Source organism: Sediminibacterium goheungense (genome assembly GCF_004361915.1).
Lineage (GTDB): Bacteria > Bacteroidota > Bacteroidia > Chitinophagales > Chitinophagaceae > Sediminibacterium > Sediminibacterium goheungense.
On record NZ_SNWP01000010.1, the window covers coordinates 1525589 to 1541695 of the forward strand.

Here is a 16107-nt window from a genome sequence, read left to right on the forward strand (position 1 = left end):
CATAAAAGAAAAAGCCCCATGATCATTTGATCACAGGGCGGGTTATTAATTCAAGTACCAATTCTGGACCTTTTCTTTTAAGGCAAAGCGGATCTGTTCAAGGTGGGTAAGCATCTGCACTATTGGGGAAGTATAAAAAAGAAAGTCCCCACATTGCTGTGAGGCTTCTCGCTCCCAAAGCTGGACTTGAACCAGCGACCCTCTGATTAATCCGCCTCTGGCGGAATGCTCTAACCAACTATCTTATTTTGAGAACACCACAAAACAAAAAACCCTCCGCATTACTGCGGAGGGCTCTGCTCCCAAAGCTGGACTTGAACCAGCGACCCTCTGATTAATCCGCCTCAGGCGGAATGCTCTAACCCCTGGAGCTACTTGGGAAAAGTATAAAAAAGAAAAAGCCTCACATTTCTGTGAGGCTTCTCGCTCCCAAAGCTGGACTTGAACCAGCGACCCTCTGATTAACAGTCAGATGCTCTAACCAACTGAGCTATTTGGGAATACCGTTTCCCTTTCGGGGTGGCAAAAATAGGGAAAATTGCAATCTGGCAAAATCTATATCCAAAAAAATACTCAAAATGAGATATAAATTCCGTCGGCACGTTGTTCCAATGGGTAGGTTTTCAGGTAATAACCCTCTCCACTGGTATTCCGCCCGTTTTTTATGTTGAAACGATAACGGTGCAAAGGGCATACCACCTGACCCAATGCATCTACAAAACCATCGGCCATGATTCCACTCGCATGCGGACATTTATACGCAAAGGCATAAAGCCCCTCCTGGTGCCGGGCCAGGGTAATTTTCTTTCCCGCCACTTCTATCACACACATCTGGTTGGCCTGCCATTGAAATACCGTTTCAGCCTCGCCGATTTTATGCCATTGCTTAACCGATTCAAACATTTTATTATATTTTTTTCTTATAATATCTTAATTTTGCCTTATATAATCTCCCCGTAAAGATGCATAAACATCGACTCAATTTATTGATTGTTTTATTATTGGCCGGTATACATGGTTTTGCCCAAAACCATGGCGTAGATCAGGCTTTTGGCTTACTTGGCAGCAGGGCCGACATCAGCGGACTAGCGAGATACAGAACCGATAGTACTGCCATCGATGCCAACTATACAATGCGGGTAAAACAAATAGGCATTGTGTATTCCATCCGCAAAGACCTGATTAGCTGGAGAGGGGGTTCTGTCTGCATCGGCTCTCCCATGATGCTGGGCATTAGCTTTACCAACCGTTACCGTTCCATTGATTTCGACGGTACCAAAAACGATACCATCCAGGGTAAAAAAGGCGGCCACCTGGCTTTTGAAATACCCCTCGTTGCCGACTTTAATATTGGCCTGCATTCCGCTTCAGATGATTCGAGGCGCTCGCTGGGCTTGTATGTAGGTGGTGGTTACCAGTATAGTTATACCAAAGTATATACATCTGTAGGCAAAGTGCCGTTTGATAGTTTTGATCCCGTTTTCAGAGCGGGACTCAGAATGGGTAAATCATGGGAAACCAGGTGGAGCCTGGGTTTTAATATGCGTGGTGTTTCCGGCGGCAACCGTACTTATAGCATTCACTGGCTGAAAGAACTCTAATCCGCTCTCTGCGTAAACTCCGTTTTCTCTTGTTCTCTGCGGTTCCTTCCTGCGTCAGGATGACGTTATGAAATCTACAACCACAGATAACAAGAAGGCGCAGCGTTTACGCAGGGGATATTTAGAAATGAACGGTTTTGTAGGGATAACGTACCTGGTACATATCACGCACTTTATTGAGGATCAGTTCACGCAGTGCATCAATGTTTTTTCTTTCAAGGGCCGATACGAATACACAGTTATGGTCGGTGGCTCTCTCCCATTTTTCGCGGAGCTCTAAGAGAATTTCCTGCTTCACTTCATCTTCCAACCATTCATCAAAGGTTTTCTCTTCATAAAGATCCATTTTATTGAAGATGGTGAGGATGGGTTTTTCAAATGCTTTCAGCTCCTGCAATGTCTTGTTCACCACACCTATCTGGTCTTCATACTGTGGATGCGATACATCTACCACATGTAATAGAATATCGGCTTCACGTACTTCATCCAATGTACTTTTAAAACTCTCTACGAGGTGGTGTGGCAGTTTGCGGATAAAACCTACCGTATCGCTCAACAGAAAAGGTGTGTTTTCAAATACCAGCTTACGCGTGGTGGTATCCAACGTGGCAAATAATTTGTTCTCTGCAAACACTTCACTCTTACTCAACAAATTCATCAGCGTGCTTTTACCCACATTGGTATAACCCACCAACGATACCCTGATGAGTTCTCCTCTTTCCTTGCGCTGTGTGAACGACTGCTTATCAATTTCACCCAGCCTTTTTCGTAGCAGGGATATTTTATCTTTTACAATCCGGCGGTCTGTTTCAATCTCCGTTTCACCCGGGCCCCTTGTACCAATACCACCACCCTGGCGCTCCAGGTGTTTCCACATACCTTTTAGTCTGGGTAAAAGGTATTGATATTGTGCCAGCTCCACCTGCACTTTGGCCTGTGCTGTTCGGGCACGGCGCGCGAAAATATCGAGAATAAGATCGCTTCTGTCGATGGTTTTTACACCCAGTTCTTTTTCAATATTGGTGATCTGCGATCCGGTGAGCTCATCATCGAAAATGACAAGGTCTATTTTTTTTCCGGATACATATTCTTTGATCTCTTCCAGTTTTCCTTTCCCAACAAAAGTGCGGCTATCGGGGTGGGGAAGTTTCTGGGTAAATTTCCGCACGGTTTGGGCTCCGGCTGTTTCTGCCAGAAAAGCCAGCTCGTCGAGGTATTCATATACCTGCTCCTGCGTCTGTTCCTTTTGAATCACACCTACCAGTACAGCTGTTTCTTCTTCTTTTATTTTGTGTTGCTTCTCAATCAAAATCTATTCCTCTTTTTTACAAAGGTAATTGTTCGCAGGTTGTGTAAATACTTTTAATAAAGGGGCATTTAGGGGTTAGGTATTAGGTATGAGGAGTTAGGGTTAGAGATTTGGGCGTTGCGTTTATATAAACTACCGTCTTGTACCTAATACCTAACTCCTAACCCCTATCAAACGTGAACTTTTGATTCAAATAAAAACCCCGTCACTGCGTTATCAGTGACGGGGTGTTGTTGAACAAAGAAATGTTCAACTTCGACATTCGATATTGGACATTTCTCTGTTCTGCTGTTTTATAATCCGCTGATGGTTACACCAATCGAAAACTTACGCATAACAGGCCCGGTTCCATCTTTTAATACACTATTCAGTTGGTAGCCGGCATCAATAGAAAAAATACCATAACCCACTCTTGCAGTAGCTGCCAGCATGGTTCCGTTGATGAATCTTTTGCTGCTCGATTTCTCTACATAAGAGGTACCATATAAACTCTGTCCGTTTTTATTTACATAGTTCTTACCCTTGGTATATGATTTAAGCAGGGTTCCCAGTTTCAGGCCCACGGCTGCTTTCCAGGATTTAGCCGGATTTTCAGGGTTTGAATAATAACGCAGTTCCAAAGGAATTTCCAGATAAATACTGGTGAGTTTGAATTTATCGAAATGGTTGGTACTGTCTACATTGGTAAAAGGTAAACGTGTGGTAGGCGATTTTATGTCTACTTTGGTATTCTTAAAGAAAATATTACTGGCGCCGATACCTGCTCCCAAACCAATACTCATTTTCTTATTGCTCTTAAAGGGCCTGTCTACCATAAAGTAGATATTAAAATGCCTGCTGAAACCATTGCCTGTGCGAACACTGTCGGGGCGGTTGGTCCAGCTATCGCCACCATATTGTATCATCAGGTGATCGGCAGGGCGGTCTGAAAGATCGATCTTGCTCCAGTCTGTTTTTTTCTTGTTCTCCGTTTTTTGTGCAGTAGCCAGCAGGGTTCCTGTAAATGCCAAAAGCAGTAATAATATCTTTTTCATGTTCTCGTTTCGTTGCGCCAATATATGGCAATAGGGCGCAAAAATAACAGAATTGGCTGCACGGAAGTGGTTAAAAATTAGTCAAATCGATGTTTTCACTGTTTTTGGGCCATTAATTGCTTAAAAAACTGCCTTCTTTTAAACCGATGGCCTGATGATACCCGCCTTTAGCGCATAGGTAATAACAGTTGCCACACTTCTGGCCCCGATCTTATCCATGATACGAACCCGGTAACTTTCTACCGTTCTTTTACCCACGGAAAGCCTGTCGGCTATTTCCTTACTGGTGAGTTCCTTGCAAATAAGTTTTACGATCTGTTTCTCCATTTCATTCAGTGATATAAGTCCCAGGCTTTTAGGATCACTATGCTTTCCGGCAATGATTTTGGATATTTTCTCAGTCACTTCCAGCGAGAAATAAGGTTTGTGTGTGTACACTACCCTGATGGCCTTCGACAACTCTTCGGGCCCCACACCTTTTACCAGAAAACCCAATGCACCTGCTTCCAGCATTTCAATGATCAGGTAATCTTCGCTGAACGAACTGAGCGCCAGAATCCTGGTGCCGGGGTAGGCGCGGCACAATCTTTTGGTGGCTTCAATACCATCCAGATAAGGCATCCTGATATCTGTTATGATAACATCGGGAGCCAATTGCTTTACTTTCAGCACCAGTTCCTTTCCATCACTCACTTCTCCTTTTACCCAGAACTGCGGATCGCGGGCCAGCATGAGCTTCAAACCCTCCCGATAGATCAGGTGATCGTCTGCTATGAGTATGGAGATTTTTTTCTGCATAATGCTTTTTACATTTTACATGATCAGGCTTCGCCAGCCGCTGCTGCAAGTGTGAGTTTAATATCACCATAACTGATTTCTTCGGGTAGGTTTTCCTTAAGCTGCCGCAGACTTTCTTTACCGTATTTTAGTATTGCAGCCTCTATCAGTTCTCTTTTATCTGCCGGTATCAGCCCATCAATGTCCAGCTCGCCTTTTGCCACATAATACGACAGGTGCGACTCAATGGTATTCGGAGATAATACACGTTGTGCAGCAATCGCTTCAATGCTCATTCCGCCTTTATATAGGTCAAGACTTGTTTTTTTGGTATCTGTTTCCCGTTCTCTTGGTGCAGCAGCTATTCTTCTTTCTCTCTTAGGCTTCTTCAATTCAATACGTGTATCGATACTGTTTTCATTGCAGTAGTCTTGCACCATTTCTAAAAAAGGCTGTCCATATCGTTCAATTTTATACACACCAAAACCTGATATTTTAGCCAGGTCATCTGTTACCAGGGGTAAATAAGTAGCCAGATCCATCAAACTACTATCACTCAATATGAGATAGGCTGGCACATTTTCTTCATGCGCCATTTTATTACGCAGCTTCTTCAGGTTTTCGAAAAGCGCTTTCTCATAAGCATGCTGCTGGTAAATAACCGGCTCTTTTACAGTTGATACGACCTGGATTGGTGCGTGCAAATACACTTTCTCTCCTTTAAACAATACCGCTTTGCTTTTCTCTGTAAGTTTCAGAACAGGGTATTGTGCATCACTCATCTGCAGGTAACCACTGCTTAAGAGTTCTCTGGTGTAATGTGTCCACTCATCTTTGGGTTTGTCTTTCCCGATTCCATATACAGATAGCTGTTTATGCTCGGCCCTGATTTTCTCGCTGGCACTTCCACGCAGCAGGTCTACAATATAGCCAATACCAAATTTTTCATTCACCCTTGCTACCGCACTCATAATTTTTTGCGCTACGATGGTTTGATCAGATAGTTCGGGTTTGTGTATACAGGTATCGCAAGCACCGCAATAATCGGGCGACTGCTCTCCGAAATAATTGAGCAGGTATTTTCTGCGGCATTGTTTTGTTTCGCAGAAAGCCACCATTTTATCGAGCTTGTCGAGCAGTATTTTTGTCTGCGCAGGATTGTTCTCTACCTGTGCAAAATTTTTCAGCTTCATCACATCTCCGGCTCCATAAAACAATACCGCTTCACTGGGCAATCCGTCTCTACCCGCACGGCCTGTTTCCTGGTAATAGCCTTCGATGTTTTTAGGGAGATCGGCATGTATTACAAAACGTACATTACTTTTATTGATCCCCATACCAAAGGCAATGGTAGCCACGATGATGCGTATATCATCTTTCAAAAAAAGATCCTGTCTTTGATCGCGCGTGGCTTTATCCAGGCCCGCATGATAAGCGGCTGCATTAAAGCCATCCTGCTTCAGGTCTTCTGCCAAACGCTCTGTAGCATTGCGACTCAAACAATAAATAATACCACTATCGCCTTCATGTTCTGTGAGGTAATCTACCAGCTCATGGTAATAGCTTTTTTTTGGTTTTACATAGTAGGTAATATTGGGACGGTTGAAACTGTTTTCAAATACCTTGTATTGCTTCAGGTGCAGCTGTTCAATAATATCTTTCTTGGTAAGTGCATCTGCTGTTGCGGTAAGTGCAATCACCGGAATTTCCGGAAACTGCGTTTTGAGTTCACTCAACACACGATACTCGGGTCTGAAATCGTGCCCCCACTGACTGATACAATGCGCCTCATCAATGGCAAAGAGTGCGGGCTTTGCTTCTGTTTTCAGGAACTGGAGAAAATTGATGTCGGACCCTACCAATCTTTCCGGTGCTACATAGAGCAGCTTCAGTTCATTCCTACGCAGTTGTTGTAGTATCTGTTCTCTTTCGGATGGATGTTGTGTACTGTTGAGGAAGGCGGCTTTCACACCGTTAAGTGTGAGTGCATCTACCTGGTCTTTCATGAGTGCAATCAGCGGACTCACCACCACCGTTACACCTTCCACACACAAAGCAGGTACCTGATAGCATAAACTTTTGCCACCACCGGTGGGCATCAACACCACAGCATCTTCTGCACGAAGAAGGTGTTCAATGATTTCCTGCTGATTATGCCTGAATTCGTTATAACCGAATACGGTTTGTAAAATTTCTGCCGGCGCTGCTATTCGTTTCATGAATACTTACAATGATACGCCTGCAAGATAAGTGCTGTTCGCCGGGATTGGCAATAGGTATTTTTACCTGATTTGGGTTGGCTGTTTGCTCTTAGCCATTCGCTATTAGCAATTAGCTTCTAGGCTTGCTCTGAACGCAATCGAAGGGGTTAGGAATAAGGAATGAGCAAGTAGAAAATTTTCTCTCCTTTCTCATTCCTTATTTCTCTGTTTGTTATTTCTCTGTTTCTACAGCTCTCTGATCCAGATATTCCGATAGCTCATCGGATTGCCACCATCGTTACCATGATCCTGTAATACCAGGGGTTCTTTGTCCTTGTGTTTTTTGTAAACGGGTGGGCCGATCCATTTGGTGCCTCCTTTTATTTCTACATTGTTTTGTACCAGTACGCCATTATGCAGTACTGTTATACGCGCAGGTGTTTGTACGGTACCATCAGCATAAAACTGCGGTGCGGTAAAGATCACATCATAGGTCTGCCATTCGCCCGGTTTGCGGCTGGCATTTACGAGTGGTATATGCTGTTTGTAAATACTACCTGCCTGTCCGTTTACATAGGTTGGGTTTTCGTATGAATCGAGTACCTGTAATTCATATTCACCCATAAAAAAGATACCGCTATTACCTCTCGACTGACTACTGCCTGCAATTACAGCGGGCGATCTCCATTCTATGTGCAGCTGGCAACTGCCAAAACCCTGTTTGGTTTGCAGGTCACCCGAGGTTTTTACTACGGTTAAAGCTCCGTCTTTATCAATTTTCCATCCGGGCGCACCACCGCCTTTTTTCTGGAAAGCATTGATGTCTTTTCCATTGAAGAGTACAATGGCATCAGAAGGTGCATCGGCTGCTGTTTTACCCGGTGTTACTTTAGCAGGTACAGGCTCCCATACTTCTGTTTTTTTGGATAGTTGTACAAGACTATCCATATTGATGTTACGGTTCTGTGCACCTGCCATTCCGCATAGAGCGATGGCGATGGGGACTAAAATGGTTTGTTTTTTCATGTGGTCTTTGCTTCGTTGATGAGTTGATATAAATCTCTGCGTAAATCCTGTATCCTCTTGTTCTATGAGCTTGGTAATTTCACCGCAGAGAACATGAAAACGCTGAGTTTACGCAGGGTAATTATATGATGGGCAGTTTATATCCATTATGGTATTGGGCTGCCAGGTATTTTTGATTGATATTGTTATCCGTGAATTTACCCTGTTGGGTGTTCCAGAATAATTTCTGGTTGGTTCGGTAGGCAATATTACCCATCTGAGACAATCTCGCAATTTTAGCGGCTTCCTGAATAGAACAATTCAACTGTTCAGCTTTTCTGGAACGCACTACCGAAATAAAATTCTCCCAGTGTTTATTCAATCCATTATCGGTTGATTTCTGAAAAGGTATGGCTACTCTGGGTTCATTCTTTTTCTCTTCTATTACTTCCCATCCGTTTCTATTCAGTACCAATGTACCTGCATTACCGATAAAAGCAATGCCATGGTCGCGGTTGTAGCTTCCGTTACCGATACCCAGTGCATGGTCCCAGACAATATTAAACTTATCAAACTCGTATAATGCCATCAATGTATCGGGTGTTTCATCAGCCGAATCGGGTTTGGCAAATTTGCCACCCAGTGTGGCAATAGATTTGGGTGTATCTGCCTTCATACCCATCAATGCATAATCGAGCAGGTGTACACCCCAGTCTGTCATTAAGCCACCCGCATAATCCCAGAACCAGCGGAAAGTGAAATGAAAGCGATTGATGTTAAAGGGTCTGTTCTGCGCCGGTCCCAGCCATTGTTTATAATCTACGCCTGCGGGCACCGCTGAATCGGGCTTATGATCCAGTGGTTGTTTCCAGTCGAGATAGCACCATACTTTTACCGTTCTTACATTACCGAGCTGACCACTGTGTACGAAATTAACGGCATCGGTAAAATGCTGCTGGCTTCGCTGCCATTGTCCGGCCTGTACTATTTTACCATACTTCTGCTGCGCCGCCACCATGGCATTACATTCGACGATGGAATTACCAACGGGCTTTTCTACGTATACATCTTTACCGGCTTCACAGGCATGTATCATTTGCAGTGCATGCCAATGATCGGGTGTGCCGATAATAACGGCATCAATATCTTTCTGATCAAGCAGTTTCCGGTAATCATTGTATACACGCACAGTATTGGGGTCAATACCCATCTTTTGCAGATCGGTCTGGCGCTTACTGATGACAGACTGATCAATATCGCAGATAGCTGCGAGCACCACACCCGGTACTTTTAATGCTGCTGTAACATTTGACCAGCCCATACCATTGATACCGATAGCCCCAATACGCACCTGATCGCTGGGCATGATGTTATTACGGAAATAGGCGAAACCATTTTGTGCAAATGCAGAGGCAAGTAAGGCTCCTCCGGTGAGCAGGGTTCCCTGTTGCAAAAATTTTCTTCTCGATGACATAGTGCTTGCTTCCTTTTATGGGGTCATAAATTAGGAAGATTTCGCCAAACTATGAAATGATATCAGGCAGCCGTTTCTTTTGGCGCCAATGAAGGCAGGCTTTCTGTACTGACTGTTTCTGTTACGGGTGATTCTGTCATTTGCAACTGTATTCTTTTCGTGATATCATGCAAAGACGTTACCCGCTGTACGGTATATGGAATGGTATCAAGCCCGGATACAAACTTGAGGATATAATTATAAATACCAATGATATTACCCGCCAGTATGGTGGTGCCCGCCACATGATAAGTTATGAGTAAGGATAAGGTAATAACCACCATTACCATCATTTCCATGATACCAAAGTTCCATGCTTCCTGATCGCTGATGCGTATCTGCCATTTACGAAGGTTATTAAAATGACGATGAATGGCTTTTTTATCGCCTGATGAAATAATATTCACCTGCTGCTCCAGTTCATCGTTTTTGAGCTGGGTTAATTTCTTCATCCTTTTTCCATAGAAATAACTGATGGTCATTACAGGTATGAGCATGGCCAGACAAAGCAGCACTACGGTTGATTCATAGAAAAACAGCAATATCATGGAGCCCAGTATATTGTAGAGGGCTTCAATAATATATACCAGATCAAATTCCAGAAAATCAATCAGCTCTCTTGCCAGTGTTGAGTGTGCGCTTAGTTTGGATACTTCTGTTGATTTAATTTTTCTGGACAGAAACTTTGTTACCAGTGATGTATAAATAGCGGAATAGGTTCTTGTATCGTACCTGTGCCGCAATATGCCGATTACCAACCAGGAAAAATGTACAGCGGATAAGATGATAAGCCCACGGTAAGAACCCTGCATCAGATCATTAATGGCAACACCGAGAAAGAAGGGACGCAATAAGGCACCCGTCATCTCCAGCGAAAATAAAAACCAGGTGATACCCAGTCTTATTTTATGCACTTTCATTAGTTCTTTCAATACATTCATTTCTAACATAAAAAACCTTTCAATCAAATAATTGTCTGCACCGATAGCATGCACCGGCATTAACTATTGTTCATGGATGTGGGTTAGTACTTGGACAATGATTTGCTGCCCTGGTTTAAGAGCGTTGTTGTTCTTCTCTTCTGGTAACGGTATTACCGGGTTTGCCGGTGATCCATTTTCTACAGCTTTGGGTTCCGCATTGGCATTGAAAGGGCTCCATGTGTTCATCCAGAAAGTCGGCGTAATCGAGGGTTAGTTCTTCGCCTTTTTGAATGGATCGGATGGCTTTTACATTCAAACCATCATAAGCAGTGTTGGGTTCGCAACTATGGTTTTGGGGAGCCCATGCCAGTGGATCATTATCCCAGAGCAAAAATACTTCATTACTCAGGGGATACGCATATCGACGGAAAGTTTCTTTTTCAACATCGTTCCAGTGCTGTTCTACATAACGCCTGGTAACTATGCGTTGTGAGCGTCCCTCACCTTTGAATACCAATTCATTACACATGATGTTTCGGGTTGCACAAATGCCATAGCCTGCCAGTGCATTGCCCCTGACTTCATAATTTTTCTGCATGCGTAAATGCCTGGCAATTCCTTCCCGGATCATGTGCCGCAGAAAACCGGCCTGTCCGATACCATCATATTGTAAAATATAATCTGCCGAGCCTTCGTATCCATTGGTGTAAAAAACGGAGCAGGTAAAATTGATTTCCAGAAAATAGAGTACACCTTTTTCATCCATCCTGAAATCGAGACGCGCATAACCAATACCGTTAAATGCTTTGAAAATTTTCTGTGCCGCCTCTCTTAATCCTTGATTGATGGATGAATCGCTACAGGGAATATTGGCTGCAGGATGGAGTGCAGATGTTTTGAGTTCATAGGTTTTGAAAGCATACCCCTCCGGAAACATAAATTCAACAGGCTGAAAAGTAGTAGCGGTATGGCCATCTTCATTAGCGGCAATCAATACTGTAAACTCCCTTCCTGCAATATATTGCTCTACCAACAGCTGTGGATATTCAGGAAGCAATGTGTTGATTTTTTTGCCGAGTTCTTCTTTATTATGTACCAACGATGCTTTATCGATACCCAGGCTATCACCTGCTTTAGACGGCTTTACAAACAAAGGAAAACCCAATGCTGCCATCGAATCTATATCGGTTGATACATCTGCCAGTATATAGGCGGGTGTTTGAACCCCTTCACAATACGCGATGTATTTCATGATTTCCTTTGAAGGATCATACAGCTGTGTATTGGGACCAGTATAAGGAAGCGCCAACAGTTCCAATGTATAAATCACATCAATAGACGGCACTTCCCATTCAAGATACCCCTCGCAGAGATTTACAAAAACATCGTAGTCTTTATGCTGTAAATCTTTGAGTTGTTTATAGGTAGTGAGTTTGTTCAGAAAAAAATGATCAACTGTTGCACCCGGTAATAATCCACTCAGGTTTCGCGGTGGGTCGTAGGTTTTATAGTCAACATCAGTTGTTGAATAATCAGGTTGCAGCACTGCAACCTTCATTCCTGCTGCCCAGTTTGTATCGAAAGATGAATTTTGTTTTTCCATAACGCATTACCTGACTGATGAACTTGCTGATGCTTTTTGTGTTAGCTGTTTGGTATGCCGATGAATGGCTTCACTGATAATTTCCATAATAAGGTTGGCAAAGCTCTGTTTGTTTACACGTAAAATGGCACCGATAGAAGTGAAATTTTCATCCTCGCTCAACCCGCACTGTGCATTTACTTCCAGTACATATAATTTTCCTGTGTAGCGGTCCTGTCTTATATCAACCCTTGTATAACCTGTTCCACGAACAGCCAGAAAGGCCGATAGGCTCAGTTCTTTCAACTGTTCCTGTAGCTGCGCATCTGCTTCACGGTACTCATAGAAATTTTCATCGGCGGGCATCGGTGTTTCTTCTTCATAAATTTCCCAAAGCCTGTCGAAGGAAAGAAATTTTTCTCTCTCAGGCAAAGAAGCATGAAATACCCTTTCTACACCCTTATAAACTTTACAGTTTTGAGGTTCTGTCCAGGATCCCACAATCATGGTGGTGTATTCCGGTCCTTCAATAAAAGTTTCTGCGATGAGTCCGTCTGCTGCAAGATCCCAGCCACGGTAACCTGCAAACATAGCTGCCACCTGTGTCTGTAGATCGGTCAGCTTATCTACCACATTCCTGATACCTACACCCATGCTGCCTCCGGAAATAGAGGGTTTCACAATAAGTGGTGAACCCAGTTTATCAAATACTTCCTGTTTTGCATCTGATGCAGCATGAATAGCGACCCATTCGGCTGTTGATACACTTGCCGTATCAAAAGCTTTTTTCATCGGTATTTTTGATGTGGTAATGGTATAGAAATATTCATCAGCGCCCGTATAGATTAATCCGGATGCATCGAGCATTTTAACCACAGATATACCGGGTGTTCCATTGATTTCATCACCATCACATAAATTGAGTACAACAGGTATATGGTTGCTGGTTTCCTTTTCCGCAATAATCTGTGCAATTACAGTTGCATAATCTGCCAAGGTCACCGGTTGCCATCGCCATTGGATGTTTAATGCAGAAAATATTTTACTGTATTCAGCTATACTTTGTGAGAAGTCGTAGTAGTAATCAATATTGGGATCTTCGGTTTGCAGTGAAGGTGCCAGCACCCATACATATAAATGACTCATATTTTCTTTACTGATATCGCAGGTATCCATTCTTTACAATCACTATCGGTTTTGAATCTGTAACAGGATAAAACGGGTAAGGCGGTAATTTACTAACTGCGTTTCAGTCAATGATGCAGCTCCTGCTATCGTACCCAGGCATTTTACACTACCGCAATTACAGGTAAATGGTGAAGCCATCTGCCATTCTGTTGATGGATAAAAGAATACCATTTCATCATCAGGTTGAATGGAGCGTAGCGCTACCAGTTCCATTTTTTCGGTATCGAAAAAAACATTGGGTTCGCAACTATGGTTGGTATACTGTAAACATTCCGGTTCGAGTGTGATATGTTTATTCAATCCTGTTTGCAGTGTAAGATAACTGGGTGTGGTATAGGTTTCTTTGGCACTGAAAGAACAAATGATTTCTCCTTCATCAAAAAAAACTGTTGCGTGTAAAGAGTGTTGCCCTGTTGCAGGATTTCTGAACACTTTTGCAAAGTCTGTTTTTGCAAGTTTAGGTGTTTCCGGTATCACCAGTGGTAGGGGTATCATGCGGCTTCAGGATTAACTCTTTAAATTACAGAATACTGCAGCACGTAGGCTGAAAGCCGCATGGATATTAGTCCACATTTAGCTGTGAATTATGCACAATAACATCAATATTTATTTTCAAGCCACAGATGCACAGATTTTAGATAATCAATCTGTGCATCTGTGGCTTGAATAATCGTTCTATGGATATGTCTACGGAATCTTTTAATTTGGGTACGGTAAAAATCAACTGTTTAAAATCATCAATATGCTCAATCCTTCTCCCGATGCCGCTTTTGAAGCCTTACAGCTAACCCTTCCGCCTGCTCCTGCGCCACTGGGTGTGTACAAACCCTGTTTAATAGATGGTAATTATCTCTATCTCTCCGGTCATGGTACACTGCAAAATGATGGCACATGGATTGTAGGTATTGTAGGACTGGATATGGATAAAGAATCTGCTAAATCAGCTGCACGTCAGGTAGGATTAGCGATGCTTGCCACCATTAAAAATAAACTGGGTAGTTTCCATAAAATTAAACGGGTGATTAAAGTATTGGGTATGGTAAATGCGGTGCAGGGTTTTGCGGATCATCCTTATGTGATCAATGGCTGCAGTGAATTATTTGCTGCTATATGGGGCCCGGATCATGGTGTTGGTGTGAGAAGTGCAGTAGGCATGAGTTCTCTACCCGGGAATATTCCCGTTGAAATAGAAGCGATATTTGAATTACATACTTAACATGATTTATGGCAGTAAAAAACTGGTTTGAACTGGCACTTGCAGACGATATCGATTCACCTGCCTTACTCGTCTATCCTGAACGGGTACAACAAAATATACAGGCTGCGATTACAATGATGGGTGAACCAGACAGATTAAGGCCACATATTAAAACACATAAAACGGCTGAGGTAACCAGGTTGTTGATGAATGCAGGTGTGCAACAATTTAAATGTGCCACTATTGCTGAAGCCGAATTGCTGGGTATGTGTAAAGCCCCGGATGTATTGCTGGCTTATCAACCACTGGGACCCAAACTTGATCGCTTCTTTTCATTAATCGGACAATACCCTGATACAAGTTATGCTTGTGTAACAGATCATATAGCGGCTGTTACGGCTATGGCGTTGAAAGCACGTGCACAAAATCTGATATTGAATGTTTATATCGATTTAAATGTGGGCATGAACAGAACCGGTATTGCACCTGAAGATGCGATGGAGCTGGTTGATTTTTGCCTGAATGAACCTGCTATTCACTTAGCCGGCTTGCATGCATATGATGGTCATCTGCGCAATCCTGATCCTGAGCAAAGAAAAGAAGATTGTGATGAAGCTTTTGCACGGGTTACAGATTTGCAAAACCGGATCTCCATAAAACATCCTGTTCATCTACCCATTATTGCCGGCGGTAGCCCCAGTTTTCCGATACATGCTAAACGCAAAGAAGTTATTTGCAGCCCGGGCACTTTTGTTTACTGGGACCATGGATATGCCCATGCTTTTCCGGAGCAGCCTTTTGTACATGCCGCCCTGGTAATGACGCGTATCATCTCTTTACCTGCGCAGGGACTTATCTGCACAGACCTTGGTCATAAATCCATTGCATCTGAGAACCCGATTGATAAACGTGTTTTCTTTTTAAATGCAGATGACCTTACCCCCGTTTCCCAGAGTGAAGAACACCTTATACTAAAAGCACCGGATCAACATACTTACAAAGTGGGTGATCTGTTGTATGGATTGCCTTATCATATTTGTCCTACCTGTGCCTTATATGAACGCGCATTTACCATAAAAAACCATCAGAAAACAGGCGAGTGGTTACATATTGCCCGCGACCGTAAAATCACTAACTAACCGGGCATTGCAACTGAATAAGGTACTCGCTCCCTTTCTCCCTGTAAAAACACTTTTCCGGCAGCTGCTATTTTTTGGCAAATATTTGATAATAAACAACTTATAAAAGCTGGCACTGTATTTGCCTTTTAAAGGGTATAAACCAGATACTATGAAAAAGTTATTCGTTATCGCAGGATTTTTGCTCAGTATATCATCTATACAGAAGGCTGATGCACAGATACGCATCAATGCCAATATTAATATTGGTTCACAACCTTTATGGGGACCTGTAGGCTACGATCATGTTGATTATTATTACCTGCCGGATATTGATGTGTACTATTATGTTCCTGAACGTCGCTTTATTTACCTGGATGGCAGTAGATGGATTTTTGCAGCCTCCTTACCTACACGTTTTGGCAGCATTAATTTATACTCAGTTCCCAAAATTGTAATCAATGAACCTAAACCTTATTTAAGGGCTGATGTATACCGTGTAAAATACAAAGGATGGAAGGGGCCTAAACAAATCGTGATCAGAGATAGTGATGATGAGCGTTACAGAAACCATCCCGGAAGAGCGTTGGGTCATGATAAAGGGCGTGGCAAAGGACATGGTAAAGGCAAGGGCCGGGATTAATTCGTTTTCGATCCC

At 43.0% G+C, this 16107-nt stretch carries 15 protein-coding genes and 2 tRNA genes; 4 read left to right on the plus strand and 13 right to left on the minus strand.

Going from position 1 to position 16107, the window contains the following annotated elements:
• Positions 1-299: 299 nt before the first annotated feature.
• From BC659_RS06495 to BC659_RS06505, 3 genes are all read right to left on the minus strand, one after another.
• Positions 300-381: transfer RNA gene (locus BC659_RS06495), tRNA-OTHER, on the minus strand.
• A 45-nt stretch (positions 382-426) separates the two neighbouring features.
• A tRNA-Asn gene (locus BC659_RS06500) sits at positions 427-500 on the minus strand.
• 73 nt (positions 501-573) lie between these two features.
• Complete coding sequence (locus BC659_RS06505) at positions 574-903, minus strand: Rieske (2Fe-2S) protein (protein ID WP_133473857.1); 330 nt, start codon at positions 901-903, stop codon at positions 574-576.
• Between the two features lie 59 nt (positions 904-962).
• On the opposite strand from BC659_RS06505, the gene BC659_RS06510 reads away from it, so the two are divergent.
• Complete coding sequence (locus BC659_RS06510) at positions 963-1601, plus strand: hypothetical protein (RefSeq protein ID WP_133473858.1); 639 nt, start codon at positions 963-965, stop codon at positions 1599-1601.
• 121 nt (positions 1602-1722) lie between these two features.
• On the opposite strand, the gene hflX is transcribed toward BC659_RS06510, so the two are convergent.
• The 10 genes from hflX to BC659_RS06560 all read right to left on the minus strand — a co-directional run bounded on the left by hflX (position 1723) and on the right by BC659_RS06560 (position 13628).
• Complete coding sequence (hflX, locus tag BC659_RS06515) at positions 1723-2910, minus strand: GTPase HflX (RefSeq protein ID WP_133473859.1); 1188 nt, start codon at positions 2908-2910, stop codon at positions 1723-1725.
• 293 nt (positions 2911-3203) lie between these two features.
• The gene (locus BC659_RS06520; protein ID WP_133473860.1) at positions 3204-3944 is read right to left on the minus strand and encodes an outer membrane beta-barrel protein; all 741 of its coding nucleotides are present in this window, start codon (positions 3942-3944) and stop codon (positions 3204-3206) included.
• Between the two features lie 138 nt (positions 3945-4082).
• Positions 4083-4742 (minus strand): response regulator transcription factor, encoded by a 660-nt coding sequence (locus BC659_RS06525; protein ID WP_133473861.1) that lies wholly within the window; start codon positions 4740-4742, stop codon positions 4083-4085.
• Between the two features lie 23 nt (positions 4743-4765).
• Positions 4766-6940, minus strand: a complete 2175-nt coding sequence (gene recQ / locus BC659_RS06530) for a DNA helicase RecQ (RefSeq protein WP_133473862.1) — start codon at positions 6938-6940, stop codon at positions 4766-4768.
• Positions 6941-7168: 228 nt separating this feature from the next.
• On the minus strand, positions 7169-7948 hold the full coding sequence (locus tag BC659_RS06535; protein ID WP_133473863.1) for a 3-keto-disaccharide hydrolase: 780 nt from the start codon (positions 7946-7948) through the stop codon (positions 7169-7171).
• Positions 7949-8069: 121 nt separating this feature from the next.
• Complete coding sequence (locus BC659_RS06540) at positions 8070-9401, minus strand: Gfo/Idh/MocA family protein (RefSeq protein ID WP_133473864.1); 1332 nt, start codon at positions 9399-9401, stop codon at positions 8070-8072.
• Positions 9402-9463: 62 nt separating this feature from the next.
• The gene (locus tag BC659_RS06545; protein ID WP_162847365.1) at positions 9464-10390 is read right to left on the minus strand and encodes an ABC transporter six-transmembrane domain-containing protein; all 927 of its coding nucleotides are present in this window, start codon (positions 10388-10390) and stop codon (positions 9464-9466) included.
• A gap of 106 nt (positions 10391-10496) precedes the next feature.
• Positions 10497-11966 carry an SET domain-containing protein-lysine N-methyltransferase gene (locus BC659_RS06550; protein ID WP_133473866.1) on the minus strand — a complete coding sequence of 490 codons (1470 nt, stop codon included), beginning with the start codon at positions 11964-11966 and terminating at the stop codon, positions 10497-10499.
• Between the two features lie 6 nt (positions 11967-11972).
• Entirely contained in the window at positions 11973-13091 is a 1119-nt protein-coding gene (locus BC659_RS06555; protein ID WP_162847366.1) for a D-alanine--D-alanine ligase family protein, read from the minus strand.
• A gap of 42 nt (positions 13092-13133) precedes the next feature.
• The gene (locus BC659_RS06560; protein ID WP_133473868.1) at positions 13134-13628 is read right to left on the minus strand and encodes an SET domain-containing protein-lysine N-methyltransferase; all 495 of its coding nucleotides are present in this window, start codon (positions 13626-13628) and stop codon (positions 13134-13136) included.
• A gap of 247 nt (positions 13629-13875) precedes the next feature.
• Here BC659_RS06560 and BC659_RS06565 point away from each other — a divergent pair, with 247 nt between their 5' ends.
• The 3 genes from BC659_RS06565 to BC659_RS06575 all read left to right on the plus strand — a co-directional run bounded on the left by BC659_RS06565 (position 13876) and on the right by BC659_RS06575 (position 16092).
• The gene (locus BC659_RS06565; protein WP_211340711.1) at positions 13876-14349 is read left to right on the plus strand and encodes a RidA family protein; all 474 of its coding nucleotides are present in this window, start codon (positions 13876-13878) and stop codon (positions 14347-14349) included.
• Between the two features lie 8 nt (positions 14350-14357).
• On the plus strand, positions 14358-15470 hold the full coding sequence (locus tag BC659_RS06570) for a D-TA family PLP-dependent enzyme (protein ID WP_133473870.1): 1113 nt from the start codon (positions 14358-14360) through the stop codon (positions 15468-15470).
• Between the two features lie 151 nt (positions 15471-15621).
• Complete coding sequence (locus BC659_RS06575) at positions 15622-16092, plus strand: hypothetical protein (RefSeq protein WP_133473871.1); 471 nt, start codon at positions 15622-15624, stop codon at positions 16090-16092.
• The last annotated feature ends 15 nt before the right edge of the window (positions 16093-16107 follow it).

Excerpts from the sequence above, each read along its gene's own strand:
- BC659_RS06575 (WP_133473871.1), top strand. The coding sequence starts at position 15,622 with ATGAAAAAGTTATTCGTTATCGCAGGATTTTTGCTCAGTATATCATCT.
- BC659_RS06520 (WP_133473860.1), bottom strand. The coding sequence starts at position 3,944 with ATGAAAAAGATATTATTACTGCTTTTGGCATTTACAGGAACCCTGCTG.
- BC659_RS06560 (WP_133473868.1), bottom strand. The coding sequence starts at position 13,628 with ATGATACCCCTACCACTGGTGATACCGGAAACACCTAAACTTGCAAAA.
- BC659_RS06565 (WP_211340711.1), top strand. The coding sequence starts at position 13,876 with ATGCTCAATCCTTCTCCCGATGCCGCTTTTGAAGCCTTACAGCTAACC.
- BC659_RS06570 (WP_133473870.1), top strand. The coding sequence starts at position 14,358 with ATGGCAGTAAAAAACTGGTTTGAACTGGCACTTGCAGACGATATCGAT.
- recQ (WP_133473862.1), bottom strand. The coding sequence starts at position 6,940 with ATGAAACGAATAGCAGCGCCGGCAGAAATTTTACAAACCGTATTCGGT.
- BC659_RS06550 (WP_133473866.1), bottom strand. The coding sequence starts at position 11,966 with ATGGAAAAACAAAATTCATCTTTCGATACAAACTGGGCAGCAGGAATG.
- BC659_RS06510 (WP_133473858.1), top strand. The coding sequence starts at position 963 with ATGCATAAACATCGACTCAATTTATTGATTGTTTTATTATTGGCCGGT.
- BC659_RS06535 (WP_133473863.1), bottom strand. The coding sequence starts at position 7,948 with ATGAAAAAACAAACCATTTTAGTCCCCATCGCCATCGCTCTATGCGGA.
- BC659_RS06525 (WP_133473861.1), bottom strand. The coding sequence starts at position 4,742 with ATGCAGAAAAAAATCTCCATACTCATAGCAGACGATCACCTGATCTAT.
- BC659_RS06545 (WP_162847365.1), bottom strand. The coding sequence starts at position 10,390 with ATGTTAGAAATGAATGTATTGAAAGAACTAATGAAAGTGCATAAAATA.
- BC659_RS06555 (WP_162847366.1), bottom strand. The coding sequence starts at position 13,091 with ATGAGTCATTTATATGTATGGGTGCTGGCACCTTCACTGCAAACCGAA.
- BC659_RS06540 (WP_133473864.1), bottom strand. The coding sequence starts at position 9,401 with ATGTCATCGAGAAGAAAATTTTTGCAACAGGGAACCCTGCTCACCGGA.
- BC659_RS06505 (WP_133473857.1), bottom strand. The coding sequence starts at position 903 with ATGTTTGAATCGGTTAAGCAATGGCATAAAATCGGCGAGGCTGAAACG.